The organism is Helicobacter suis, from assembly GCF_902196125.1.
In the GTDB taxonomy this organism is placed as follows: Bacteria; Campylobacterota; Campylobacteria; order Campylobacterales; family Helicobacteraceae; genus Helicobacter; species Helicobacter suis_B.
Genome location: NZ_CABIKG010000007.1, coordinates 56,995 through 81,244, shown reverse-complemented (window position 1 = coordinate 81,244; position 24,250 = coordinate 56,995). Strand labels below are relative to the sequence as shown.

Below are 24,250 nucleotides of genomic sequence, written 5' to 3'. Positions count from 1 at the left end.
AGTTTAAAGCTTTCCTACTAGTTTATCTCCTAGGGTCATCTTGGTATTTGTGTTAAAGGCGTGCAATTGTTCTTGTTCTTTTTTGCGCTCTAAGCGACTCACAGAAGCGCGGACTCTATGGTGATTTTTTTCAATAGCAACCACCACACCGGCAATGCTATCGCCCATCTTAATTTCCTCTTTTTTAAGTGGGTATAAATCCTCCGTTTTAATAAGTACATCAATGTGATCTACACTCACAAAAACCCCAAAGTCTTTCATGCCAACTACTTTACCCTCAATTACATCTCCAACGCGGTACTTTTGGCTAAACTTTTCCACCGGGGAGGGCTGGGCAAATTTCATTTCTAAAGAAATCTTTTCCTCCTCTTTATTAATCTTTAAGATTTTTGTTTGAATCACATCTCCGATCTTAAAATGTTCTTTACATTTTTTATCTTGTTCCCAAAACGCATCTTTATTATGCAAGAGCCCATCTACACCCCCTAAGTTAATAAAAGCGCCAAAATCTGTTAGGGTTGCAACCTTGCCCTCCACCAAATCCCCCACGCGGTATTTTGAAACAAATTCGTTAAAGGGTTTATCAGAAAGTTGCTTGAGAGACACCCGTAAACGGCGGTTTTTGCTATCAATCTCAATGATTTTTACATCAATTTCTTGGTTTAAAGACAAATAATCTTGGGGGTGCTTGACATCTTTATTCCAAGAGATTTCAGAGATGTGTAAAAAGCCCTCAATATCATTACCAATATCTACAAACACGCCATAACTCTCAATATTGCTCACCACAACTTTAATAGCATAACCTACTTTTAGCTTAGCTTGGATTTCATTCCAAGGATTTTCAATGGTGGCCTTAACAGAGAGTAAAAGGCGTCTCTTTTTTTCATCATAAGAGAGAGCTTTAACTTGCACGGGATCGCCTTCTTTAAAATACTTAGCCGGGTTAGTTGAGCCGCGATGGGTAATTTCTGTGTAGTGTACTAGCCCCTCCACCCCCTCTACTTCTACAAAAGCACCAAAACTTGTAACGCTCTTGACAATACCGGTATAAATAGCCCCTGATTCAACAAGTTTTTGGGATTGCTCATGTTGGTATTTGCTATACACATCAAAAAAGCGCTTACGAGAGACAGAAATGGATCCATTCTCTGGATTAATGGCTATAATGCATGCCTTAATATGTTTGCCAAAATGTTTATTTTCTCTTTTTAAAGAGGATTGGGACTTAGATAAGAAATATTCCACACCCTCTGCATCTGTTAGAATATAACCGCCTTTATTTTCTCTAGTGATTTTGCCCTCTATGATTTTGTCTTTATAATCCTCACCTAAAGCTTGGATTTTTTCTTGGTTTTTTATAAAAGATAAGGCGCGTTTGTAAGAAACGCTGGGTTTTTCACCCCTTTGGGAGACATAAACCTGAATGGGGTTATTAACCTCAAATAGCAAACGACCCTCGCTATCTTTAATTTCACTTAATGCCAAACGCCCCTCTGTTTTGCCCCCCACACTCACCATAGCATAGCCCTCAGATTCATTAATAGAAACAACCACGCCCTCTTTTAGCGCCCCTTTTTGCTCAATCTCTTCAGTGTGCATATATTCCTTCATGTATTCTTGAAATTCCTTAGACTCATTGTCTAGGGATTCTAATTTTTTGCTCATAAACAACCTTCCAAAAATAATATTCAGCGCATTATAACCCTTATTTACTTACAATTGGTAAAAAGGCCAAAGATGGGTGTTACTCTTGTGAGGAATGTCTACTTTAAAACGGTTTCTCTTATCGTTACAACTTATAACCAAGAAGCGCATTTAAGTTTAGTGCTAGATTCCATTTTGCATTTAGTTGTCTTCCCTAATGAGGTGTTAATCGCTGATGATGGGAGTGAGCAATCCACCGCTCTTTTAATTAAAAGCTATGTTTCTTCTTTTAAACAAAAAGGCATATCACTCAAACATATTTGGCAAGAAGATTTAGGTTTTAGAGTTGCTAAGAGTCGCAATAATGCCATTTTAGAGGCGCGCGGGGAGTACATTGTCATCATAGATACAGATACCATTCTTAGCCCTCTATTTATTTACGATCATTTATACTTTGCCCGCCCTAAAGTTTTATTACAAGGGGGGCGGATTTTTTTAACCCAACAAGAGAGTCAAAAGATTTTAAACCAAAGAGATCTTTCTTTGACTCATTCTAAGAAGTCTTATAAAAACCACCGCTGTTTGGCTCTAGCCTCTCTTGTTTATAAATGCCACCAAATCACACGGCGCATTTTTCAAAAGAAAACTATAATTAAAGGCGTTCGTAGCGCTAACATGAGTTTTAGTAAAAAAGATTTTTTAGCTATTGATGGGTTTAATGAAAACTTTATTGGCTGGGGCAGGGAGGATAGCGAATTTGTTGCCCGCTTTCTTTTTAATCAAGGTGTGATGAAAATACTTAAATTCTGTGCGATAACTTACCACATTCGCCACAAGGAAAACAAAAAAGATCTCCTGCATGAAAACCACGCCCGCTACCTGCAAACCCTGCAAATACAAAGGATTAGCTGGAGAGTCTAAAACTCTATATTATCCGAGTTAACATCAGCCGTACCCGCCCCCACGCCATTTTGGTAATTTCTCATTTGTTTAAACACTTGGGCTTTGATGCGCTCAATGGCAGCCCCACGGGTGTTTTGATCGGCATTGAGGTGTTTAGAATAAATAATATCGCCTTGACAATTTTTAATGTTAATGTCTAATCCGATATGAAATTGCCCATTGCCCTCACTAGTGTAAATCTTGTTTTCAATGCGATAATACCCGGAGTCGTTAGTTTGCTGGATAAAGCGAGCGTATTGACCGGTGATAGCATCGCTAATTTCATTATCCGCTCCATTGCTAAATACAAGATTTGCCTTAGGTTTGGGGCTATTATCTTTGATAATATTTTGATAAGACTTTGTGGGCATGTAAGCGCGGCCATAGGCGCTTAATATTTCTTGCAAAGGCAATAATTTATCCAAAACACTTTGGATTTGCTGTTTTTGTTTGATAAAAATACCCCGACACTCTTTAGCAGGCTTTAAAGGGGCTAGGGTGTTGTAGGCATCTGTGTAGCGTTTAGATAAAAGATTTAAAAAGGTGTTTTTATCCAAACGCAAGCGGGTATAGCATGCATGTCTATAACACTCTTCTTTATCCGTTTGGACATTGACAAACTTAATTGAATCGACGATGAGTTGGATATTTTGGCTAGAATGTTTAGTGATCTTTTTATCAATGCGGGTGGTGTTGCTTGTAGTGTTACTAGAAACATGCACAGAGATACTACTAGCCAAATCATTGAGTGCCTTTTGCTTGGCCTCTTCTTTGGTATCTGCCATGCCACTCCCATAGAAATACCCCACTCCTTTAGGGGCATTTTGATACCAATGTGGCATTTGTGAAACTGCTTGGAGAATGAAAGGTAAACTTAAAAGAGTTACCCAAGGTTTTTTTGCAACTAACATAAAAAACTCCCTTAAACTAGTGCCTTATCCTAGCATAACTATCTTAACATCACCACAAAGTCCGCACAATACTACCAAATTCAAAACTACGGATATAAAGAATATGGTTTTGGTTAGAACAATAGGTGTTAGGCTCTGGTGTAGTACTTGGTAGACAATGCCTGAAAGCAAAAGTATAAATATCGCGCCCATCTGCTTGGATATGCACGCGATTCTTATGAGAATTGCTGATTCGTAGAATATAAATTTTATGAGGGAAAACACTAGCAGAGCGAATATCAGCAGAGGTACTCACAGCCGCATAAAGAGAGGAAAATAACCCCCCTAACCAGCCTAAATATTGATTAGACACTGCTTCAATCCCTAATTTAAGCACGCTTGAGGTGATAGCCCTTGTAAGAATATAGGGGAGTTGTTTTTTAAACTCGCTAGCAATCAAGCCATCTAAAAATAGCAAGGGTTCAAATGCTTGTTGCTGGTTGTTGGTTAGTAAACTAAAGGAATTATGAAAATCACGGCCAACTTTAAGTTGTGGGAGGGCTAAACTAGCATCATAAATGCCATCGGGCGTAGGAAGAGGGATATTAATTTTAAATTCTTTTTTAGTGGCTTGTTTGCCATCTTCAATAAAAATCCATGTGAATTTAGTAGAGGAAGGGTGGGAAAAAAAGAGTAAATCCTCCCCTATAGTTGTAGAATGGCTAATTCCATAGGCTTCTTTGATGTAGTCTAGCCCCTTAGATGTATCATTATCTAGGGCAAAAAAAAGGCCAGAGAGATAGGAAACAACAGGGTTAATCAAATTATCATAAGCGTAAAAATTATCTAAATTAGAATATTGAGAGGCTAGAATTTCTTGTACTTTTACATCTGATTGGGCGGCATCTAAACGCGAAGATCCTTGTTCGCGCATTTTATCAATAGCCTTTCTAATTTCTTTGCTATAAAATTCTTTGGCTCTTCTTTGGCGATCGTTAGCGCGGTTAAACTCCACCCGCGCATCTGCACGGTCATGCAAAAGAAGATAATCCATAGCTTTATAATAATTAATAAACACACTCTCATAAATATTACCGGTATAAGTGCGCACATTGTCATTAACAAAAACTGCCCCTACGGTGCTTAAAGATTTTGTAAAGAGGTTTTGGTGGTGGTTAAATCTAAATTCAGCCGCATCAAGTGCGTGCAAAGATTTAGAATAATCCCCCTGCATTAAAGCACTCATTCCCTTTTGTAAATCCCATAATAAAATATTGCTATGGTTTTTCTTAGCCATCTTTTTAGAAAAGGCGTAGGCATTAGAGAAGAGAGAACCGGTGTAATAGAGCTGATCAAAATGCTGTAATTGTGCCCGCCCTCCTGTACAACCGGTTAAAAACAACAACACAACAAAGGCCGTAGTTAGTACAATCCCTATTCTTTGTTTAAACATTTCTCTCTCCCAATTTATCTAGCATTTTATCAAAATGTAAGAAAACTTAGGATAAAGTCCGCCAGCCTTTCCTTAGACCTATGCAATGGGGTATTAAGTTAATGCTTCAGGGTGGAAACACAGCAGAGCCGCTTGGTATCTTGTGTGCCTTAGTCATCTGAGGGAGGGTGGAACAAATTTTTAAAAAGCAGATATGAAAATTCTGTTTATGGGAACTCCTTTATTCGCCCAAGTGGTGCTTGCATATTTGCTAGAAGAGGGGTTTGAGGTGGTGGGCTTAATCACCCAGCCTAGTAAACCCTTTGGCAGGCAACAGCAAATAAAAGATAGCGCCACTAAGGTTTTTATCCAAGAAAAACAATTATCTATCCCTGTTTTTGAGCCTCTAAAAATAGATGATTTAACTTTACAAACTATCCAAAATCTTAAGCCCGATGTGGTTGTGGTGGTGGCTTATGGTAAAATTTTACCCCAATCCCTTCTGAATTTAGCCCCCTGTATTAATTTGCACGGCTCGCTTTTACCCCAATTTAGGGGCGCATCACCCATACAAGAGATGATTTTACATGATTTAAGCGAATTTGGGGTGAGTGTGATTAAAATGAGCGCTCAGATGGATGCAGGGGATATTTTAGGTATGGATTCTTTTATCAAAGATAGAGATTATAACGCTGAGGAGTTAAGCGCGCGGCTAGCCCTTATGGGGGCTAAACTAGTAGCAAGGGTTTTAAACCAACTAGAACAAATCACCCCCATTCCACAAGATCACACCAAAGCCACCTATTGTAAAAAAATTAGCAAAGAAAACGGACTTGTTGCTTTTAATAGCGCTAAAGCCGTGTATTTAAAATCTCTAGCTTATACCCCATGGCCGGGGGTCTTTTTAAAAAGTGGGTTAAAGCTTTTTGGAATTGAATTGATTAATACTAAAGATTTGCACCAAGAAGGAGAAATTCTAGCCTTAGAGGGGGAAAGTGTTTTAATAGGTTGTTTAGAGGGTGTACTTAAAATTACAACCTTGCAGGCCCCGGCAAAGCAAAAAATCAGCGCTAAGAGTTATTTAAGCGGGAAACGCTTAAAAGTTGGGGGGGTTTTAAATTAGTGAGAATTTTATATTTTAAAACCCTACCCTCCACCCAATTATATTTAGTGGAGCAAATTAAAAAAGGGGGGTTAAGTGCGCCTATTTGTGTGTGGGCTAGATACCAAAGTGCTGGTGTGGGTAGCCGCGCGCAAAAGTGGGAGAGTGTACAAAGGGCTTTAACCTTTTCTTTTGCATGGGAAGTTTATGCAGGAGTACCCATGCAAAGTTGGAGTTTATATTTTGGTTATCTTTTTAAAGAGAGTTTGCATGATCTTGGCAAATCTGAGGTGTGGCTTAAATGGCCCAATGATCTTTATAAAGAGGGGAATAAGATCGGGGGGGTGATGACTCAAATTTATCATAATACTTTAATTTGTGGGATCGGGCTTAATATAGAATCTAAGCACTATGGCGCGCTAGATGTGTGCCCTGAGATTACTTTATACACTTTTTTAGAAAAGTTAGAAACAAAACCTAGCTGGCAAGATATTTATAGCGCCTATTGCCAAGATTTTACCCATAACCACCAAAACCAATTTTTTAAACATGGAAATGATCGCATTTCTCTCCAACAAGCCCAGATTTTAGAAGATGGAGGTTTATGCATTGCGGGTAATATTTACCATGCTAATCGCTAAGCCATCAGAAAGTTAGATTTTGTTAAAATGCGCGCTTACATTTAAGGATTAAACCATGAACATTTCAATTAGTATCCATTTAATGGCTGTGGTCTTTGTAACCTTTTTGGTTTTGCTATTCTTGCTAAATATTTGGGTGTATCGCCCTATTTTGGCCAATATGGACGCACGCAAAGAGGCGGTGGCTAAAGATCAAAAAAGCATCGAGCAAATCCAAAAAGAAGTGCTTGCTTACAAAAAAGAAGCACAAGAACTTCTTAAGGAAGCGCGACTTCAAGCGGATAAAATTTTACAAGATGCGCTCTCTAACGCCCATGCCAATTATGAATCTGTAGTGGCCCAAAAAGAGGAGGAACTTAACAAAGAGTACCGCCAGTTTTGTGCCACATTAAAGGAAAGTAAAAGTAATTTGAAATTACAATTATTGCAGGATTTACCAGCTTTAGAGGCTTCTTTAAAGCTTAAAATATCTCAAGTTTAAGGTTAGTTTTGTTAGAGCGTGTGTTAGTTGGGGTTATGGTTTTAAGCGCTATGGCTATGGGTACACCTATGCAAATGGGGCAAACAGATATTGTAATGCGGGTGTTAAATTTCTTGCTCTTTATAGGGATTTTGTGGTACTTCACAGGCAGTATGCTTAAAAAAGTACTACTCCAAAGGCGTTCTAAAATTTCTGAAAAACTAAGCAGTTTGCAAGATCAACGCCAATCTATCAAAGAGGAAAAAGAACAGGCTTTATCCACCCTAGAACAAGCCAAACAACAAGCTAGCCAAATTGTTTCAAATGCCAAACAAGAGGCCTATTTACTCACCCAAAAATACGATCAGCAGTCTAAGATTGTGATTGAAAAATTGATTAAAAGCTACCGCTCTATGCAAGAAAAAGAGGAGGAAAAAATGCAAGAAGAAGCGATTGCAGAGGTTTTAGATACGCTTTTTAATGCTTCAGAGACCGCTCTTAGTGTACCGGTTTACATGCGCCTAATCCACCAAAAAGTGGTGCAATGATTGCGCTCATTGCTAAAAAATACACGGAGGCTTTACGCCGTAGTTTAAACCCAGAGGAACTTGAGGCCACTATGGGAGGCTTAGAGACAATCTGTACACTTTATAATCACCCGGATTTTTTAGAATTAATTGCCTCCCCTTATTATCCAGAATCGCTAAAACAAGATATTCTCACCTCTTTCTTAGAGAAAAAAGAGAGCAAATTAGTTAACCTAATTGCTCTTTTAACCACACATAAACGCCTCTCTCTTTTGCCTTTGATTTATCAAGAGTTATTAGCACAAGCACAGCGCAAGAAAAATATCTATCAAGGCTATTTATATTGTAATCAAAATATCCCCTCAGAGCAAGCAGAGCAGTTAAAACAAGAGGTTTCAGCCTATCTAAACATTTCTTTAGATTTAAAAGTATTCCATCAGGATAAAGAGGGGTTGCGGTTAGATATTCCGGATTTAGAAATTGAGATTGCATTTTATAAAGACTATTTTTTTAAACAGCTCAAACGGCATATTATGGAAGCGGTGTAAAACCACAAAGGAGATAAATTGTTAAAATTAAAAGCAGAAGAAATTAGCGCCATTATTAAAGAGCGAATCGAGAGTTTTGCGCCTGATATTAACATCACACAAGTAGGGCGGGTGATTGCTTATGCTGATGGCGTTGCTAAAGTTTATGGGCTTAAAGATGTGATGTCTTATGAGGTGGTTGAATTTGATACCGGCGATAGGGGTTTGGCTTCTAATTTAGAGGAGGGAAGTGTCGGGGTAATTGTGCTTGGTGGGGGGAGAAATATTAAAGAGGGCACAAGTGTTAAGCGCACTAAACAACTTATGAAAGTACCCGTAGGCGATGCGGTAGTGGGGCGGGTGATTAATACACTAGGCGAACCCATTGATGGCAGAGGCCCCATAGAAGCTAATGCTTTCAGTTTTGTAGAACAAAAAGCCCCGGGGATTATGGATCGTAAATCCGTGCATGAACCCTTGCAAACCGGCATTAAAGTCATTGATGCACTTGTGCCTATTGGGCGCGGGCAACGCGAGCTTATCATTGGGGATAAACAAACAGGTAAAACCACCGTCGCCATTGATACAATTATTAATCAAAAAGATCAAAATGTGATCTGTATTTATGTTGCTATCGGGCAAAAAGAGTCTACAGTGGCTCAGGTGGTGCATAAACTTGAGGAATATGGCGCTATGGAATATAGCATTGTGATCAATGCCCCAGCCTCTGCCTCACCGGCTATGCAATACCTCGCTCCCTATGCGGGGGTAACAATTGGGGAGCATTTTAGAGATCAAGGGCGGCATGCGCTTATTGTTTATGATGATTTAAGTAAACACGCTGTGGCTTATCGCGAAATTTCTTTGATTTTAAGACGGCCTCCCGGGCGTGAGGCTTTCCCGGGCGATGTGTTTTATATCCATTCTAGGTTGTTAGAGCGCGCTGCTAAAATGAGTGATAAAAAAGGGGCGGGCTCTTTAACCGCCTTGCCCATTATTGAAACCCAAGCAGGCGATGTATCTGCTTATATCCCTACCAATGTGATTTCTATTACAGATGGGCAAATCTTTTTAGAAACCGATTTATTTTATTCCGGGATTCGCCCAGCAATTAATGTAGGCCTCTCTGTTTCTAGGGTAGGGGGAGCGGCTCAAATTAAGGGCACTAAGCAAGTGGCCGGGACTTTACGCTTAGATTTAGCGCAGTACCGCGAATTGCAAGCATTTGCCCAATTTGCCTCTGATTTAGATGAGGCGAGTCGTAAACAGCTTGAACGCGGGCAAAGAATGGTAGAGGTGCTCAAACAACCTCCCTATTCCCCCTTGCCTATTGAAAAGCAGATCGTGATGATTTATGCCGGAGTTAAGGGCTTTTTAGATGGCATACCCACTAAAAAAGTGGTGGCTTTTGAGGAAAGTCTTTATCCCTTTTTAGAGTCTAAATACCCTAATATCCTTGAGGATATCCGCACTAAAAAGGCATTAGATAAAGATTTAGAGGCTATGCTAAAAGTGGCGATTGAAGAGTTTAAACTCAGTCTAACTCTTTAGGAGAAAATATGGGAGGCAGCCTAAAAGAAATCCGTAAAAAGATCGCTAGCGTTAAAAATACCCAAAAAACTACCCGCGCTATGAAACTGGTTTCTACTTCTAAACTTAAAAAAACAGAAGAAGTAACGCGCCGCTCTAGGGTGTTTGCCCAAAAGCTTAATGAAGTCTTTGCAGATATTTGCGCGAAAGTTAAAAGTAGAGGTTTAAAAAGTATTGAGAGTAAGTATTTTCTTAAACTAGAACAATTAGAAGTCCATAAGATTGACATCATCTTTGTTACCGCTGATAAAGGTCTGTGTGGCGGGTTTAACACCACAACGATTAAAGAGGTGATGCGTTTAATCAATACTTATAAAAATCAAAATATCAAGGTGCGTTTGCGCGGAGTTGGCAAAAAGGGCGTGGCTTATTTTACCTACAATGGCATTAGCCTTTTAGATCAAGCACTAGATTTAAGCTCTGCACCCGATTATGATAGAGCCAGTGCTTTTATCAATAAGGCAGTACAAGATTATTTAAACGGGCTAACAGATAGTGTACTCATTATTCATAATGGTTTTAAAAACATGATCTCTCAAGAGATCAAAGTCCAGACTATTTTACCCTTAGATTTTGGTACGCATCTGCAAGATGATAGTACGCAAGAGGAAAAAGAGGGGATTGTGGTTGAACCTGATGATGAGGAGGGGGCGATTTTAGATTCTTTGGCTAAAAAATTCATTGATTTTAACATGTATTATGCTTTGCTAGACTCACTAGCAGCTGAACATAGCGCTAGAATGCAGGCTATGGATACGGCGACTAATAATGCAACTGATTTAGTACGCACCCTCACTGTTTCGTATAATAAAGCCCGCCAAGAGGCAATCACAACTGAGTTGGTAGAAATCAATGCAGGTGTAGAAGCGATCAAATAAAGGAAGAATCATGGAAGGAAAAATTATTCAGGTCATGGGGCCTGTTGTAGATGTGGAATTTGAAAACTATTTGCCCGCTATTTATGAAGCTTTAGATGTTAGTTATCACTTTGAGGATCAAGCTAGAGAGCTTGTTTTAGAAGTGGCGGCTCACTTGGGCGATAATCGCGTACGCACCATTGCAATGGACATGACAGAGGGGCTTACGCGGGGACAAAAAGTCATGGCGCGGGGTAAAATGATTGAAGTACCTGTAGGGGAGGAAGTGTTAGGCCGTATTTTTAATGTGGTAGGCGATGTGATTGATCAACAAGAACCCCTTAAAGAACCTATGAAATGGCCTATCCACCGCGCTGCTCCCTCTTTTGAACAGCAAAGCACTAAAACCGAGATGTTTGAAACCGGGATTAAAGTGATAGATTTACTAGCACCCTATTCTAAAGGCGGTAAAGTGGGGCTCTTTGGGGGCGCGGGCGTGGGTAAAACCGTGATCATTATGGAATTAATTCACAATGTGGCTTATAAACATAGCGGTTATTCTGTTTTTGCCGGTGTAGGTGAGCGCACTAGAGAGGGCAATGATTTATACCATGAAATGAAAGAGGGGGGGGTGTTAGACAAAGTAGCCCTATGTTATGGGCAAATGAATGAACCACCCGGGGCTAGAAATCGCATTGTTTTTACAGGTCTAACTATGGCTGAGTATTTTCGCGATGAAAAGGGTTTGGATATTTTGATGTTTATTGATAATATCTTTAGATACGCCCAATCTGGCGCGGAGATGTCTGCGCTTTTAGGGCGTGTGCCCTCAGCTGTGGGTTATCAACCCACTTTAGCTAGCGAAATGGGCAAGCTCCAAGAACGCATCACTTCTACTAAAAACGGCTCAATTACCTCTGTTCAAGCCGTTTATGTACCTGCAGACGATCTAACCGACCCGGCTCCTGCCTCTGTTTTTGCGCATTTAGATGCTACCACGGTGCTTAATCGCAAAATTGCAGAAAAGGGGATTTATCCAGCTGTTGATCCGCTTGATTCTACTTCAAGGATTTTAGACGCGCAGGTAATTGGCAATGAACATTACCGCATCGCCACAGGTACCCAGCAAATTTTACAAAAGTATAAAGACTTACAAGACATCATCGCTATTTTGGGCATGGACGAGCTTTCTGAAGAGGATAAAAAGATCGTAGAGCGCGCTAGAAAGGTGGAAAAATTTCTCTCCCAACCTTTCTTTGTGGCTGAGGTCTTTACAGGTAGTCCGGGTAAATATGTAACCCTTAAAGAGACTTTGGAGGGTTTTGGCGGGATTTTGGAGGGTAAATACGATGAGATACCAGAAAATGCCTTTTACATGGTAGGCAGTATCCAAGAAGTGATAGAAAAACACGAAAAAATGAAAGCTGAAGGCAAGGATAAAAAGAACGCATCTTAAAGGAAGCACATGGGATTACTAGTTAGTATCGTAGTGCCTCAGGGCTCTATCTTTTCAGGTGGTGTAGATCACATCACCTTACCCGGAGAAGAGGGAGAATTTGGGGTTTTAGAGGGGCATAGCAATATGGTTTCCTTGCTTAAAAGCGGGGTGATTGAGATTGAAAGAGGGGGGCAGGTGAGCCTAATTGCTATTAACTGGGGTTATGTGGAAGTTAAACATAAGAGTGTGGATATTTTAGCCGATGGGGCGGTCTTTATTAAGGGTGATGATGAAGTGTATAAGGCTAAAAAGCTCTTAGAAGATGCCACCTCCGATCGCCTAGCCATTTCTAGCGTGATTGCTAAAATTGAAGCGCATGGTCTAAGATAAACTATGGCCTTAGTAGAAAATTTCTTAGCCAGTAGCGGGCTTGTTACTTTATTTGTATTGATCCTTCTTTCTATTTATTTTATCTTAACCTTGTGGGTCTTTTTTTATAAGTATATTTCTATTAAGACTAATATTTTAAAAGAAAAGCGATCTTTAGAGGCCATTATGGGAGGCGCACAACAAGATCTACACCTTAACACGCATATGGATAGACCTTCTAAAGAGTGGTTAGCTGTATGGAAAAACCAATTAATGCGCCAAAACACGACTGGGCTTGTGGTGCTTAGCATTGTTGCTAGCACCGCGCCCTTTGTTGGACTTTTTGGAACGGTGGTAGAAATTTTACAAACCTTTGGGCATTTGGGGGGGGGTGGGCAAGTTTCTTTTGATGTGATCGCCCCTACTATCTCTAAAGCTCTAGTGGCTACCGCAGCAGGTATTTTAACCGCAATTCCGGCCTATTCATTTTTCCTTATTTTAAAACGCAAAGTTTACGATCTATCCGTTTATGTACAGATGCAAATTGATATGCTCATTGCTAAGGAAGGCATGCAATAATGGATTTTGAAGGTTGGGATAGCGATAAACCAGAGCTTAATATCACACCCTTAGTAGATATTATGCTAGTGCTTTTGGCTATTTTAATGCTAACAGCCCCCACTATCACTTATAAAGAAGACATTAAATTACCCAAAGGTTCTCCAAGTGCTCGTGCTCCTAAAACTCAGATTTTAGAAATACGCATGGATATTCAAGGTAAAATTTATATTTATGATAAAGTTTATAGCTTTGCCTCTTTTCCGGAATCTTTTCACCTTTTAGCTAAAAAATACAACAAAGATATAGCCGTCCATGTGCGAGCAGATAAACGGTTAACCTATGATAAGATTATTTATCTTCTCAAGAATATTAGAGAGGCAGGATTTTACAAGGTTTCTCTAGTTACTAGTGCCTAATGCAAAATAAGGGTTTTTTCTTTGCTAGTGGCCTTTTAGCCTTTCTATGTTACGCCCTCCTTTTATTTCTCTTATTACAACACCAAAAAGATAGCCCCTTAGCTCTACCCGAACAAACCTTAGATGTAGATTTTATTAACGAAACTCCTAAGTTACCAAGTAACTTACCAAGTAACTTAAACCCCTTTAAAGAGGGTCTAAGTGTTAAAAACATGTTTACAGATTTGCCGGATAAAAAGCCTTCTATTAACCCAAAAGAAATCCAGCAAATCAGACGCGCACAAGAATTATTGCGCAATATCCAGTTTAGCCAACACAACAAGGATTTTAAGGCGCTACAAGATAGCCTTAATCAATTTGGTAACGACCTTAAAACCCTGCAAGATAAACACATACAATTACAAATCCCTAAAGAAGAAAGCCCTTCCTCTGAAGAGGATAAAAAGTGGTTTGCACAAATTTATAAAATTCTTTATGCCAAATGGAAACTTAGTTTTAATCAAAAAGCCTCTGTAGGTGTGCTTATTACAATCTCTACAACCGGGCAACTAAGCTTTAGCATTGTGCAATATTCGCCCTTTGCAACTTATAACCAAGAAATAGAAAACCTTTTACTCTCTTTACAAAAACAAACATTCCCCCCAAACCCTCAAAAGCGCACGATCACCTTGAGGGTGAATTTTAAAACAAAGGATTAATGATGCGGATTTTGTGGCTTTTTTTGTTGTGCTATACTTCTTTGTTAGCCACCGATGCAACCCTAGACATTGTTAAAACCATTGGAAAATTACCCAAAGTTGCTATTTTTTATCAGAATACAGACCCTTATTTAAAAAAAATCGCCCGTCTATTAGCCTCTGATCTAAAAATAAGCGGGCATTTTGAAATAATGGGTACACCACAGATACAAACACAAACCCCCTCTTATGATACTCTAGCCACAAAGGGTATTCAGATTTTAGTAGAGATCAAAGCAGATCAAAACCACCAAATCCATGCAACCCTTTATGACATCGCTAATCGTTCTATTAAAGCTAGCAAAGATTATCAATTTAACACTAAAGCACTCTACCCCTTTATTGCCCACCATATAGCTATTGATACTAACGCTTTAATCCAAGCCCCCTCTATTGCTTGGATGCAGCGCATGGTGGTGTTTGCTAAATATCTAAGCCCGGGAGTAACTAGCATTGTTGTAGCCGATTACACACTATCCTACCAACAAGAGATCATTAAAAATAATCTTTTAAATATTTTCCCTAAATGGGCAAATGCTGATCAAAGCGCGATTTATTTTACAGAGTATCTACGCGAGCCCACTATTATCAAATATAATATACACACGGGTAAAAGTGAGGTGATCACACAAAGTTCTGGCATGGCCGCTGTTTCTAGTGTGAGTAAAGATGGGAATAAATTACTTTTATCCCTCGCTCCAGAGGGACAAACCGATATTTTTCTCTACGACACTCTGAAAAAAAGCCTTAAACGCTTAACAACTTATAGCGGCATTGATGTAATGGGTACTTTTGTGGAGAATGAAAAAGCTATGGTTTTTGTTTCTGATCGCTCCGGTTATCCTAATATCTATCTTAAAAAACTCCGTGAAAGCGCCCCAGTAGAACAGGTGGTGTTTTATGCCAAAAATAATGATTCGATAACAGCTTCTGGGGATAATATCGTATATGTTAGCCGTGAGGATAAAGATGCCAACGGTCGAAGTACCTTTAATTTACATCTCATCACCCTTAAAAGCGACTATGTCCGGCGTTTAACTGTAAGCGGGGTTAATCAGATGCCTCGTTTTTCTTACGACGGTAAAGCTGTGATGTTTTTAAAAAAGGCAGCATCGCAGAGTGCGCTAGGGGTGATTTTGCTAGATTCAAACCAAAGTTATCTTTTTCCGCTAGAGAATTTAGAAATCCAATCCTTTGATTGGTAATATTTATAGGCGGTTAAGAGAGTAGCGTGTATAATCTAAACTTATTTGTAATCTGGATTAAAGGAATTTTATGAAAAAGTGGGTCTTGTCTGGGTCTGTGTTAGCGTTTGTATTAATGGTGGGGTGTTCTGGGCAAGTAAATTCTACACCAACAACTCAGCAGACACCGCCAAGTACACAACAACCAGCTTCTCAACCCCCAGAAAATAAAACAGTGCCTAAAGAAGAGGTACATGAGCAACCCGCCCCAGAAGAAAAACCAAAACCACAAATAGCAAGCGGGACTGTTGTAGGGCAAGTGTATTTTAGCTTTGATAAATACGATATCCGGGCAGACATGGAAAGTGTTATTGATCAAGCAGTCCAAAAGATTAAAGAATCTAAGATGAAAGTACTCTTAGAGGGCAATACCGATGAATTTGGCAGTGGGGAGTATAATTTTGCTTTGGCTAATAAACGCGCTTTAAGTGTCAAACAAGCCCTTATCATTAAAGGGATTGCCCAAGATACAATCCGCGTAGTAAGTCTTGGAGAAACCAAACCTAGTTGTCAAGAAAAGAATAAGACATGCTATCGCAAAAACCGCCGTGTTGATATTAAGGTGGTAGAAGAATAGGTGCGTTATTGCCTTTCTTTAGTGGGTACTCTTTTAATAGCCGAGCCCTCAGCCTTTGACTTGCAAAGCGGGGCTACCAAACAAGAGTTAAACACTCTTAAATCTAGTAATAAAAACTTACAAGATATTCTCACCACTCTTAAAAGCCAAACAGATAGCCTTTTACAAGGACAAGATGGGTTAAAAAGTTTAGTAGAGGGTCAAGCTATCAAGCTTAAGGGAGCAACTGATACGCTTGTTGTGCATGCTAACACTTTAAAGACGCTTAAGAGTATGCAAGACATGCAAGCTAATCTTTTAAAACAACAAGCAGATTTGATCAACAACCTTAAAACTCAGATACAGGCTAATCAGGCAGCCCTAGCCGCATTTGAAAAAAAAACTGATGATACTAATAAATTATTAGCACAAATGCATGCAGAGTTTGCAACCAAACTAGAAGCTCTGCAAAAATCTATTGATACACAAGCTAACATTAACACCCAAAAGCTAAAAGATTTGGGCGCTATTCAAGAACAAATGCTCCAAATGAAAACAAAACAAGACACCCCCTCCTTTGAGAAAGACCCTTTAAAAAAAGAAGATATTGCCAGAAAAGCGCTAGAGTTATTTAGACAAAAGCAATATGCACAGGCTAAGGTACGCTTTATCTGGTTAGCAAATCTGCCCTATAGACCAGCATATTATGCTTACTTAGCAGGAGAGGCTGCCTATATGGATGGGATTTATAAAGAGGCCATTGAACTTTTCAAAAAAAGCGCTTTGATTCAAGATAAAACCTCTTACATGCCTATTTTGCTTTGGCATACGGCTTTTGCTTTCAGAGCACTTAAAGATTGGACAAATTACCATAAATTTTTACATTCTCTTGTCCAGCTTTATCCAGAAAGCCCACAGGGTAAAAAAGCGCAAGTTATTTTAGAAGAAAAGGCAAAAACACGCTAAAATACTCCAAACCACGATAAAGGATACACAATGCAAAATCAAATTGCTATTATTGAATATGAAGTCCGCGATCACATCACCCAAGAAGTTTTAGATTCTAATATTGGTAAACAGCCATTAGAGTTTTTAATGGGCGCTGGGCAGGTAATTGTTGGGATTGAAAAGGCAGTTGCACAGGCTAAAGTTGGAGAAACCCTTATCTTACAAATTCCCCCACATGAAGCTTATGGAGAGTATCGCAATGATTATCTCCAAGAAGTCCCCCGCGATCAGTTTGAAAACATTGAACTAAAAAGAGGCATGACTTTATTTGGACAAGGAGAAAATCAAGAGAGTGTACAGGTGAGTGTGAAAGATTTTAGCGATCACATGGTGATGTTAGATTATAACCACCCCTTAGCCGGTAAAGAACTTAGCTTTAAACTCAAAGTTTTAGGTTTTAGAGAGCCTTCTGAACAAGAAATTTTAAAAGGACAACCTAAAGCTAAATGTTGCGGCGGCGGGTGTGGTTGCTCACACTAAAGCTTTTTCTACGCCATGCTGACTTTGATCTTATATTCTTGTTAAACTATTCTTAAGCAAAGACCCCAGCCACCTTAAGTGGTTGGAGTGTAAATTGTGTTACAAGTACCACCAAGCAAGCTAAATAATTGCCCTGATATTGTGTTGTGCAATCTCTAGCACTATTACTCTAATGCTAAGCTTTTGTATTGCTAACTACCAAATGTGTAACTTTCCAAACTTAGTTTCTAAAGCCGCCTTTAAAGGGTTTGGGGGTGCTAGCCCCAGAGTGCTAAGGGAAGCGTGGTTTTATTAGTTGCTCCTATAATCTTCTAGCATCGTGTTATAGTGGCTTTAGTGGCTGTATGGTTATGCTAGCTCTGTGAAGTGCTGCCCCCACTCTTTAGTGATCTAAATAATCCCCCAAAGATTCCTCAAAAACCTTCACATGTTTGTTTAGATAGTGATAATGGTGCGTTTACTCATAATTAGAGATACATTAAGGCATGCATGATTTCTTGTAAACTGGTATTGCTTAGATACCACAAAAATCCCTTTAATTAAAAAGATAAGAATGAAAAATAGCCCCACTAGGGGCTAATAGTGCAAATGGTGATCAAGTGGTTAGTGCGTAGCTGTGTGGCTTCCTTTTTCATTGTAGACATAAACTTGACCATTTTTTTGTTTGACAGACACCGTACTATTAGTAAAGCCCACTAATTCCCCATTATAGGTATGTGTATGGCTGTTTTTTTCATTGTAGACATAAACATGTGAACCTTTTTGAACCGCTGTACTAATTGCCATGATCTTCTCCTTAAAAATTTTAAAAGTTAAAACAACAAGCCCCTAACCTGCTCTGATTGAGCGCCCCTTAAAAGGGTATTTATCCAATCATAGTTTTTCCCTCCTCTCTTAAGATTTGTGTTTAAATATCTAAAACACAAATAACCGCCTTCATAGGTTAAGTAAGCTAAACCTCTTGGGTCTCTCCTCTTAACTCCGACTTGATGTATTCTTTCATATCAAGGCTTGAGAAGACATTCTCAAAGCCTTCAAATTTGGTTTGTTCGCTCAAGCCTTTTTCAATCGCGTCGTGAAAAAGTTTCAAGGTCTTTAAAAACTCTTGAAAATCAGGGGAGTTTTTGGACAACTCGCCTAGCATGGTGTGATCTAAATTGTCTTTAAGGCGGGCATTAAAAAGTACGCGACTTTTGGATATATCATCGGTGTTAAGCAAAATAACCCCAATGCCAAAGCTAGCGTGTAAGCGTTTTAACAAATCCATTAAATCATGATCTTCAGTATTTAATTCCTTTGCTACTAAATACCCCTCATGTGCCCAAGAGCTATTGCTAATGGCCTGAAAGTAGTGTTCTCTACAATTGCTTAAAGTGATCTCTTGTTTGAGCTCAAAAGAAAAGAGTTTCAAGGGCAACAGATCAAATTTCTCCACAAATTCACGCAAAGCTGGATCAAAATTCTTATAAGCAAAGCTTGCCCCAACCATATCTGGATAGAGCCAAGAATTTTTACCCTTGCTAGATTTTAGCGCGCCCTCATGGTAAATAGTCTTGGTGTGTGCGCCCCACTGATTAAAAGCAAAATAAGCCACTAGGGGATGTAACCGGCGCTCATAACAATTATTCTCTTTAGATTTGGACTATCCATGTTCTATGCTGTATCCTTCCCACATGCAGCAAGCAATAAATTATGTTGAGAACATACCCCCGACTATTACCACTGCGTGCTAAAGCCCGCAAGCTTGCTAAGCGAATTAAGGCGTTTTGTGTTATGATGTCCGCCATATAGTTGAGGCATCAACTCTTAGAGTAGAGGCTGTAAGACCCGCCTAGCGGGTAAACCTTGGTGATCCTAGAATCCCCTAGCTTTAGCTATGGGGAGTGTGTCAAAAAGTTTCGCTACATTTAGAGAAAAAATACCGCCTTGTAAGTTTTATTGATCAATGCCGTTGTGAGATAGCGCTCGCACTATTAGATTGCGTTAGTTATTGATCGTTAGCTCTAGGTGCTTACATCTTACACCCTAAAGGACGGAGTTTTACGCACGATATGATAAAGAAACTTTAAGATCACATATTTTAACCGGGCTAACCAACAAAGAGGCCTTGTTTAGCAATGCTTATATTCTTGATTGTGTTTTTAGCGAAATTCAAGAAATTAGCGAGGGGAGAATAAAAAACCTTTCACCCTTCATTTTTTAAATTCATTTCTTAAAACCCCCTTAAAGTGATAAAATAGCCAGTTAAAAGAGCATTTAATGGATACTAAAAGCCTAAAATTATGTTAAAGTACTTTCTCAAGCTAAAATCTTGCGTAACTTAGGTTTTTAGGGTTAAAATATTTGGCGGGTAACATGGATATTAAAAAGGCTTTTCTAGGGTATTTTAAAAATCTTGATCACTTACTCGTGCCTAGCTCAAGTTTAGTGCCCCAAGATTCTTCTTTACTCTTTACTAATGCGGGCATGGTGCAATTTAAAGATATTTTCCTAGGCAAAGCCAAACCTTTTTGTAATAAGGCCACTAGTGCCCAGCTATGCATGCGCGCAGGGGGCAAACATAACGATTTAGAAAATGTGGGCTATACCAACCGTCACCATACTTTATTTGAAATGCTGGGTAATTTTTCCTTTTTTGATTATTTTAAAGAAGAGGCAATTGCTTATGCCTTTGAATTTGTACACCGCCATTTAAACTTTGATTCAAAAGATATTTATATCAGCGTGCATGAAAAAGATCAAGAAGCTTATAAGCTGTGGCAAAAGTTTGTGCCTGCTAGCCACATTAAAGCTATGGGCGATGCGGATAATTTTTGGCAAATGGCTGATGTGGGGCCTTGTGGCTATTGCAGTGAAATTTATATTGATCAGGGGGAAAAGTATTTTCATTCTGCGGAGGATTATTTTGGAGGAGAGGGGGATCGCTTTTTAGAAATCTGGAATCTAGTTTTCATGCAATATGAGCGCTCAAGTACGGGGGTTTTAACCCCACTAGAGCGGCCTTGTATTGATACAGGCATGGGTTTAGAGAGGGTACAAGCGCTTTTAGAGGGGGTACAAAATAATTTTGATAGCTCGCTTTTTAGACCCTTGATTTCTTGCATTGGAGAGGTTTTTGATCTAAATTATACAGATCATCTTGAATCTTTTAGAGTGCTAGCCGATCACGCTAGGAGTGTGGGGTTTTTGCTAGCAATGGGGGTGTATTTTGAAAATACGGGGCGGGGTTATGTTTTGCGCCGCATTTTAAGGCGCGCACTTAGGCATGGCTATTTACTCAAACAAGCCCAACAAAAACAGCTAGAAGAGCCTTTTTTCTATAAAATTTTAGGTTATCTATGTGGCTTAATGCCAGATTATCCTTTACTTGCAGAACATAAAGAGAGTATAGAAGCTGAGTGCAGAGCTGAGGAGGAATTATTTTTAGCCACTTTGGATAAAGGCATGCATTTATTTGAAAGTGCTTTAAAAGAGTGTAGCGGCTCTGTTTTTAGCGGGGCGGTGGCTTTTAAGCTTTATGATACCTATGGTTTTCCTTTGGATTTAACGATGGATATGTTGCGCCATAAAAATATCACGATTAATTTAGAAGAGTACCAAGCCTGCATGCAAGAACAACAGCAACGATCCCAGTTTAAACAAAGCCATGCCAAAGAGGGGTTTAAAAATTTAGATTTAAGCGCCCTTGCACCTAATATTTTTGTGGGCTATGAGTGTGAGAGTGTGCAGGCTAGAGTCTTAGCACTTTATCAAGAGGAAGCTAATAGGGCTTTTTTAGTGCTAGATAAAACCCCATTTTATGCACAAGGAGGCGGACCTATTGGGGATAAAGGGGTGATCTTAGATAGTAACCATGTTTTATGCGCCCATGTCCTAGATACCCAAAAGGTAGGAGAAATTAATATCAGCTCTGTAGAGTTGGTAGAGGGAGCTAGTTTAGGGGTGGGTGATAGCGTGATTGCTCAGGTAAGCCATCGTTTAGAGATTGCCAAACACCACAGCGCCACGCATTTACTGCATTTAGCCTTGCGTGAAATTTTAGGCAAAAAGGCTAGAGAGGAAAACAAAAAGGTAGAAATCCAGCAAAAGGGTAGCCACATTGAACCTAGCCGTTTGCGCTTTGATTTTAGTTTTTACCGCAACTTAGACGATACAGAAATAGAGCAGATAGAAGCCTTTGTCAATGCCAAAATCGCCCTAGCCATGCCCACAAGCGTGGAAAATATGCAGGCTTTACAGGCTAAAGAAAGCGGGGCTATCATGCTTTTTGAGGATAAATATTTAGAGCAGGTACGGGTGGTTAAGATTGCAGGCAGTGTTGAGGCCTGCGGGGGGGTACATGTGCAAAATAGCGCACAAATTGGAGGCTTTGCTATTATAAAAGTTTCTAGCGTGAGTGCGGGGGTGAGGCGCATTGAGGCGGTGTGTGGGGAGGCGTATTATGATTTTATTATGCAAGAGCGCCGTATTCTTAAAGAGGCGCGCCAAAGGCTTAAAACCCATGATATTTTAAAAGCCCTCCAAAAAGATCAAACTTCTAAAAGCCCTAAACCCACCCAAAAACCCACTCTTTATCCTATCCCCGGGCAAAACTTCCCCTTAGCTGTACTCAGAGGGCTAAAAGAACATCTAAATGATTTTTTTGCCTTTGTAGATCTTTATAAAAGTAGAGGGGAGTCTGTAGTGGCGCTTTTTGAGTACCACAATCTACAAAAGGGTTGCTTGGAGTGGGTGTTAAAATCAGTTAAGAGCGCAGATATGCTTCTCTTGCTAGAGGCTTTAAAAAACCATGCAAAGGATTTAGGCTATGTGAGCAAGGGGGGAGGCCGTAGCGATCATGTGTCTTTTGTATTGGTAAAAGAGGGGGATTTTAGCCCGCAAGAAATCAAAACCCTACAAGAGGCTATCTACCAAAAAACTCTGGAGATTTTGCAAAATTAAATGCACACCAATACGCTTTTTTTAATGCTTTTTGTTTCACTTACCTTAGGCTTAGTGGGGCTACTCATTTTTTTATGGGGTTTAAAGGGCAAGCAATTTAGCGATGAGAAAAAAATGTTAGAATCTTTGCTTTATGATGGCCCTGAAGATCTCAACCTAGCTAAAGAGGAAGAGGCCAAAAAGCTTAAGAAAGGATAGTTCATGAGTGAGTTGTATGATGTGGTGGTTGTGGGGGCTGGGCCTAGCGGGATTGCTGCAGCTATTGAGTGCCAAATAAATGGGATTGAAAAGGTCCTGCTGTGTGAAAAAGATGAACAGTGCTGTGGCATGCTACGCAAATATTATAAAGCACACAAACGGGTGGATAAGGATTATCGCAAACAGGTAGTAGATATTAGGGGGAATATTCCCTTTACAGACATGGATAAAGAGCAAACTTTATTAGTGTTTGAGCGGGTTTTAGAAAAGTATAAAACCCCGGTTTTTTACCAAACAGCCGTAGAAAGTGTGCAAAAAAAACAAGATGTTTTTGAAGTTCTAACAGCCAAAAACGCGGTACTACACGCTAAACATGTAGTGATTGCCATTGGTAAAATGGGGCAACCCAACCGCCCAAGTTATCCCATTCCAGTAGAGGTTATGCATCAGGTGGTTTATACCATTAATGATTGTAAAGAAAATGAAAAGGTCTTAGTTGTAGGTGGGGGTAATTCGGCTGTGGAGTATGCCATTGCTCTAGCTAATACCAACACCACTACGCTTAATTACAGACAAAGCAGCTTTAGCCGTGTCAATGAGGAAAATTTAAAGGCACTAGAGGAGGCTTTTTCTAAAAATCTCTCTAAAAAGCTAGGAGTAGAGATTGAGGGCTTAGAGGCTTGCGAGGGGCAAATTAAGGTCAACTTTAAAGATAACACGCATGCGCTTTATGATAGGGTTTTGTTTGCTATTGGCGGATCCACGCCCTTAGAATTTTTAAAAAAATGCGGGGTGGCTTTGGGCGCGGGTAATTTGCCTGTTGTGAGCGAGGAACAAGAAAGCAATATTTCTAATTTATTTATAGTGGGCGATATTCTTTATAAATCTGGGGCTAGTATTGGCATTGGGCTTAATGCCGGTTTTGATGTGGCTCAGGTGCTTAAGAGGCGTTTAGGGCATTAACCAAGTTACTTGTAATATTCTCTGTTAAGATTAGTTAATCTAATCTCTAAGGGGAGAGAGATGTACATTTTAAGGGTTTTTTTATTAGCTTGTATGTTTAGCGCAATGGCTAACTGCGATCAAATCATGCATCTTAAACAACAACACCAACACAAAGGAAAACACATGCAATTTTTTAAAGTTTTTATCCATACAGATACACACGGGTTTTTAGATTCTAAGTTTGGGGGCAATGCTGATGCTAGCTTTTTAGATCAACAGGGCATTCCTAGACGATCACCTGAAATTAGCTGGGAGAGTGTAGCGGGGGCTAAGAGTTATGCTTTAGAACTAGTTGATTATGACGCGGCAACCTCTGGGGGAAAAGGAAGACCCTTTATCCACTGGGTGGTGGGCAATATTACAGAAACTAAGCTAGCAGAAAATGCCTCTGTAGAGGATAAACACATTGATCAAGGGATTAATTCACTCACAGAAGGTTATACCGTGTCTTCTTTAAGCGCGGAGGAAAAACAGGCTTCTAATCTAGCCAATAGCAATTATATTGGCCCCATGCCCCCTGATAAAGATCACCATTATTTGATTCAAGTTTATGCTTTAGATGTGGCGCATTTAGATTTAAAAAAGCCCTTTTTTATCGGGCAACTACACGATGCCATGCGCGGGCATATTATAGGTTTAGGGCGCGTGGAGTTTAAATATGCCAAGTTGCGCCGTTAACTCT

The 24,250-nt window shown here is 39.6% G+C and carries 26 protein-coding genes and 1 other RNA gene; 22 read left to right on the top strand and 5 right to left on the bottom strand.

The genetic code is table 11. The features are described from left to right. Nucleotides 1-3: 3 nt before the first annotated feature. On the bottom strand, nt 4-1,668 hold the full coding sequence (locus G6Q00_RS03875) for a 30S ribosomal protein S1 (RefSeq protein WP_205426485.1): 1,665 nt from the start codon (nt 1,666-1,668) through the stop codon (nt 4-6). A gap of 72 nt (nt 1,669-1,740) precedes the next feature. Here G6Q00_RS03875 and G6Q00_RS03870 point away from each other — a divergent pair, with 72 nt between their 5' ends. After that, nucleotides 1,741-2,568: a glycosyltransferase gene (locus G6Q00_RS03870; RefSeq protein WP_163532083.1), complete on the top strand. Its 828-nt coding sequence runs from the start codon at nt 1,741-1,743 to the stop codon at nt 2,566-2,568. On the opposite strand, the gene G6Q00_RS03865 is transcribed toward G6Q00_RS03870, so the two are convergent. Both G6Q00_RS03865 and G6Q00_RS03860 read right to left on the bottom strand, forming a co-directional pair. After that, nucleotides 2,565-3,500, bottom strand: a complete 936-nt coding sequence (locus tag G6Q00_RS03865; RefSeq protein ID WP_163532082.1) for an LPP20 family lipoprotein — start codon at nt 3,498-3,500, stop codon at nt 2,565-2,567. The genes G6Q00_RS03870 and G6Q00_RS03865 overlap by 4 nt on opposite strands. Nucleotides 3,501-3,549: 49 nt before the next feature. Further along, nucleotides 3,550-4,932, bottom strand: a complete 1,383-nt coding sequence (locus tag G6Q00_RS03860) for a COG3014 family protein (protein ID WP_240330971.1) — start codon at nt 4,930-4,932, stop codon at nt 3,550-3,552. A 69-nt stretch (nt 4,933-5,001) separates the two neighbouring features. Here G6Q00_RS03860 and ffs point away from each other — a divergent pair. The 17 genes from ffs to G6Q00_RS03775 all read left to right on the top strand — a co-directional run bounded on the left by ffs (nt 5,002) and on the right by G6Q00_RS03775 (nt 17,424). Further along, nucleotides 5,002-5,099, top strand: an RNA gene (ffs, locus tag G6Q00_RS03855) — signal recognition particle sRNA small type. 26 nt (nt 5,100-5,125) lie between these two features. Continuing rightward, nucleotides 5,126-6,034 (top strand): methionyl-tRNA formyltransferase, encoded by a 909-nt coding sequence (gene fmt / locus G6Q00_RS03850; RefSeq protein WP_163532081.1) that lies wholly within the window; start codon nt 5,126-5,128, stop codon nt 6,032-6,034. Further along, nucleotides 6,034-6,654: a biotin--[acetyl-CoA-carboxylase] ligase gene (locus G6Q00_RS03845; protein WP_163532080.1), complete on the top strand. Its 621-nt coding sequence runs from the start codon at nt 6,034-6,036 to the stop codon at nt 6,652-6,654. Before fmt ends, G6Q00_RS03845 begins: the two co-directional genes overlap by 1 nt. Before the next feature lie 55 nt (nt 6,655-6,709). After that, on the top strand, nt 6,710-7,135 hold the full coding sequence (locus tag G6Q00_RS03840; protein ID WP_163532079.1) for an HrpE/YscL family type III secretion apparatus protein: 426 nt from the start codon (nt 6,710-6,712) through the stop codon (nt 7,133-7,135). An 8-nt stretch (nt 7,136-7,143) separates the two neighbouring features. Next, the gene (locus tag G6Q00_RS03835; protein WP_240329477.1) at nt 7,144-7,662 is read left to right on the top strand and encodes a hypothetical protein; all 519 of its coding nucleotides are present in this window, start codon (nt 7,144-7,146) and stop codon (nt 7,660-7,662) included. After that, nucleotides 7,659-8,189: a F0F1 ATP synthase subunit delta gene (locus tag G6Q00_RS03830; RefSeq protein WP_163532078.1), complete on the top strand. Its 531-nt coding sequence runs from the start codon at nt 7,659-7,661 to the stop codon at nt 8,187-8,189. Before G6Q00_RS03835 ends, G6Q00_RS03830 begins: the two co-directional genes overlap by 4 nt. Before the next feature lie 18 nt (nt 8,190-8,207). After that, nucleotides 8,208-9,719, top strand: a complete 1,512-nt coding sequence (gene atpA, locus G6Q00_RS03825) for a F0F1 ATP synthase subunit alpha (protein WP_163532077.1) — start codon at nt 8,208-8,210, stop codon at nt 9,717-9,719. An 8-nt stretch (nt 9,720-9,727) separates the two neighbouring features. After that, the gene (gene atpG / locus G6Q00_RS03820; protein ID WP_163532076.1) at nt 9,728-10,636 is read left to right on the top strand and encodes an ATP synthase F1 subunit gamma; all 909 of its coding nucleotides are present in this window, start codon (nt 9,728-9,730) and stop codon (nt 10,634-10,636) included. Between the two features lie 10 nt (nt 10,637-10,646). After that, nucleotides 10,647-12,071, top strand: a complete 1,425-nt coding sequence (atpD, locus tag G6Q00_RS03815; protein WP_163532075.1) for a F0F1 ATP synthase subunit beta — start codon at nt 10,647-10,649, stop codon at nt 12,069-12,071. A gap of 9 nt (nt 12,072-12,080) precedes the next feature. After that, on the top strand, nt 12,081-12,443 hold the full coding sequence (atpC, locus tag G6Q00_RS03810; RefSeq protein ID WP_163532074.1) for an ATP synthase F1 subunit epsilon: 363 nt from the start codon (nt 12,081-12,083) through the stop codon (nt 12,441-12,443). 3 nt (nt 12,444-12,446) lie between these two features. Beyond that, nucleotides 12,447-13,001 (top strand): MotA/TolQ/ExbB proton channel family protein, encoded by a 555-nt coding sequence (locus G6Q00_RS03805; RefSeq protein ID WP_163532073.1) that lies wholly within the window; start codon nt 12,447-12,449, stop codon nt 12,999-13,001. Next, entirely contained in the window at nt 13,001-13,399 is a 399-nt protein-coding gene (locus G6Q00_RS03800; protein ID WP_163499108.1) for an ExbD/TolR family protein, read from the top strand. The genes G6Q00_RS03805 and G6Q00_RS03800 overlap by 1 nt, the downstream gene beginning before the upstream one ends. Beyond that, on the top strand, nt 13,399-14,097 hold the full coding sequence (locus tag G6Q00_RS03795; protein ID WP_163532072.1) for a TonB C-terminal domain-containing protein: 699 nt from the start codon (nt 13,399-13,401) through the stop codon (nt 14,095-14,097). The genes G6Q00_RS03800 and G6Q00_RS03795 overlap by 1 nt, the downstream gene beginning before the upstream one ends. A gap of 2 nt (nt 14,098-14,099) precedes the next feature. Continuing rightward, nucleotides 14,100-15,341, top strand: a complete 1,242-nt coding sequence (gene tolB, locus G6Q00_RS03790) for a Tol-Pal system protein TolB (protein WP_163532071.1) — start codon at nt 14,100-14,102, stop codon at nt 15,339-15,341. Nucleotides 15,342-15,411: 70 nt separating this feature from the next. Beyond that, nucleotides 15,412-15,957: an OmpA family protein gene (locus G6Q00_RS03785; RefSeq protein ID WP_163532070.1), complete on the top strand. Its 546-nt coding sequence runs from the start codon at nt 15,412-15,414 to the stop codon at nt 15,955-15,957. Beyond that, a complete protein-coding gene (locus G6Q00_RS03780) occupies nt 15,958-16,902 on the top strand; it encodes a hypothetical protein (protein WP_163532069.1) in 945 nt (314 codons plus the stop codon). Between the two features lie 30 nt (nt 16,903-16,932). Further along, nucleotides 16,933-17,424: an FKBP-type peptidyl-prolyl cis-trans isomerase gene (locus G6Q00_RS03775; protein ID WP_163499113.1), complete on the top strand. Its 492-nt coding sequence runs from the start codon at nt 16,933-16,935 to the stop codon at nt 17,422-17,424. A 603-nt stretch (nt 17,425-18,027) separates the two neighbouring features. Here G6Q00_RS03775 and G6Q00_RS03770 read toward each other — a convergent pair. Together G6Q00_RS03770 and G6Q00_RS03765 are read right to left on the bottom strand one after the other, a co-directional pair. Further along, the gene (locus G6Q00_RS03770) at nt 18,028-18,210 is read right to left on the bottom strand and encodes a hypothetical protein (protein ID WP_163532068.1); all 183 of its coding nucleotides are present in this window, start codon (nt 18,208-18,210) and stop codon (nt 18,028-18,030) included. Between the two features lie 166 nt (nt 18,211-18,376). Next, a complete protein-coding gene (locus G6Q00_RS03765) occupies nt 18,377-19,018 on the bottom strand; it encodes a hypothetical protein (protein ID WP_240330970.1) in 642 nt (213 codons plus the stop codon). Between the two features lie 761 nt (nt 19,019-19,779). On the opposite strand from G6Q00_RS03765, the gene alaS reads away from it, so the two are divergent. The 4 genes from alaS (at nt 19,780) to G6Q00_RS03745 (ending at nt 24,246) form a co-directional block, all read left to right on the top strand. Continuing rightward, on the top strand, nt 19,780-22,365 hold the full coding sequence (gene alaS, locus G6Q00_RS03760; protein WP_163532067.1) for an alanine--tRNA ligase: 2,586 nt from the start codon (nt 19,780-19,782) through the stop codon (nt 22,363-22,365). Continuing rightward, the gene (gene ccoS / locus G6Q00_RS03755) at nt 22,366-22,563 is read left to right on the top strand and encodes a cbb3-type cytochrome oxidase assembly protein CcoS (protein ID WP_163499115.1); all 198 of its coding nucleotides are present in this window, start codon (nt 22,366-22,368) and stop codon (nt 22,561-22,563) included. It begins immediately after the preceding gene. A gap of 3 nt (nt 22,564-22,566) precedes the next feature. Continuing rightward, nucleotides 22,567-23,526 (top strand): NAD(P)-binding domain-containing protein, encoded by a 960-nt coding sequence (locus tag G6Q00_RS03750; RefSeq protein WP_163532066.1) that lies wholly within the window; start codon nt 22,567-22,569, stop codon nt 23,524-23,526. Nucleotides 23,527-23,619: 93 nt separating this feature from the next. Next, complete coding sequence (locus G6Q00_RS03745; RefSeq protein WP_163532104.1) at nt 23,620-24,246, top strand: YbhB/YbcL family Raf kinase inhibitor-like protein; 627 nt, start codon at nt 23,620-23,622, stop codon at nt 24,244-24,246. The last annotated feature ends 4 nt before the right edge of the window (nt 24,247-24,250 follow it).

Excerpts from the sequence above, each read along its gene's own strand:
- G6Q00_RS03875 (WP_205426485.1), bottom strand. The coding sequence starts at position 1,668 with ATGAGCAAAAAATTAGAATCCCTAGACAATGAGTCTAAGGAATTTCAA.
- G6Q00_RS03870 (WP_163532083.1), top strand. The coding sequence starts at position 1,741 with ATGGGTGTTACTCTTGTGAGGAATGTCTACTTTAAAACGGTTTCTCTT.
- G6Q00_RS03865 (WP_163532082.1), bottom strand. The coding sequence starts at position 3,500 with ATGTTAGTTGCAAAAAAACCTTGGGTAACTCTTTTAAGTTTACCTTTC.
- G6Q00_RS03860 (WP_240330971.1), bottom strand. The coding sequence starts at position 4,932 with ATGTTTAAACAAAGAATAGGGATTGTACTAACTACGGCCTTTGTTGTG.
- fmt (WP_163532081.1), top strand. The coding sequence starts at position 5,126 with ATGAAAATTCTGTTTATGGGAACTCCTTTATTCGCCCAAGTGGTGCTT.
- G6Q00_RS03840 (WP_163532079.1), top strand. The coding sequence starts at position 6,710 with ATGAACATTTCAATTAGTATCCATTTAATGGCTGTGGTCTTTGTAACC.
- G6Q00_RS03830 (WP_163532078.1), top strand. The coding sequence starts at position 7,659 with ATGATTGCGCTCATTGCTAAAAAATACACGGAGGCTTTACGCCGTAGT.
- atpG (WP_163532076.1), top strand. The coding sequence starts at position 9,728 with ATGGGAGGCAGCCTAAAAGAAATCCGTAAAAAGATCGCTAGCGTTAAA.
- atpD (WP_163532075.1), top strand. The coding sequence starts at position 10,647 with ATGGAAGGAAAAATTATTCAGGTCATGGGGCCTGTTGTAGATGTGGAA.
- atpC (WP_163532074.1), top strand. The coding sequence starts at position 12,081 with ATGGGATTACTAGTTAGTATCGTAGTGCCTCAGGGCTCTATCTTTTCA.
- G6Q00_RS03805 (WP_163532073.1), top strand. The coding sequence starts at position 12,447 with ATGGCCTTAGTAGAAAATTTCTTAGCCAGTAGCGGGCTTGTTACTTTA.
- G6Q00_RS03800 (WP_163499108.1), top strand. The coding sequence starts at position 13,001 with ATGGATTTTGAAGGTTGGGATAGCGATAAACCAGAGCTTAATATCACA.
- G6Q00_RS03795 (WP_163532072.1), top strand. The coding sequence starts at position 13,399 with ATGCAAAATAAGGGTTTTTTCTTTGCTAGTGGCCTTTTAGCCTTTCTA.
- tolB (WP_163532071.1), top strand. The coding sequence starts at position 14,100 with ATGCGGATTTTGTGGCTTTTTTTGTTGTGCTATACTTCTTTGTTAGCC.
- G6Q00_RS03785 (WP_163532070.1), top strand. The coding sequence starts at position 15,412 with ATGAAAAAGTGGGTCTTGTCTGGGTCTGTGTTAGCGTTTGTATTAATG.
- G6Q00_RS03775 (WP_163499113.1), top strand. The coding sequence starts at position 16,933 with ATGCAAAATCAAATTGCTATTATTGAATATGAAGTCCGCGATCACATC.
- G6Q00_RS03770 (WP_163532068.1), bottom strand. The coding sequence starts at position 18,210 with ATGGCAATTAGTACAGCGGTTCAAAAAGGTTCACATGTTTATGTCTAC.
- alaS (WP_163532067.1), top strand. The coding sequence starts at position 19,780 with ATGGATATTAAAAAGGCTTTTCTAGGGTATTTTAAAAATCTTGATCAC.
- ccoS (WP_163499115.1), top strand. The coding sequence starts at position 22,366 with ATGCACACCAATACGCTTTTTTTAATGCTTTTTGTTTCACTTACCTTA.
- G6Q00_RS03750 (WP_163532066.1), top strand. The coding sequence starts at position 22,567 with ATGAGTGAGTTGTATGATGTGGTGGTTGTGGGGGCTGGGCCTAGCGGG.
- G6Q00_RS03745 (WP_163532104.1), top strand. The coding sequence starts at position 23,620 with ATGTTTAGCGCAATGGCTAACTGCGATCAAATCATGCATCTTAAACAA.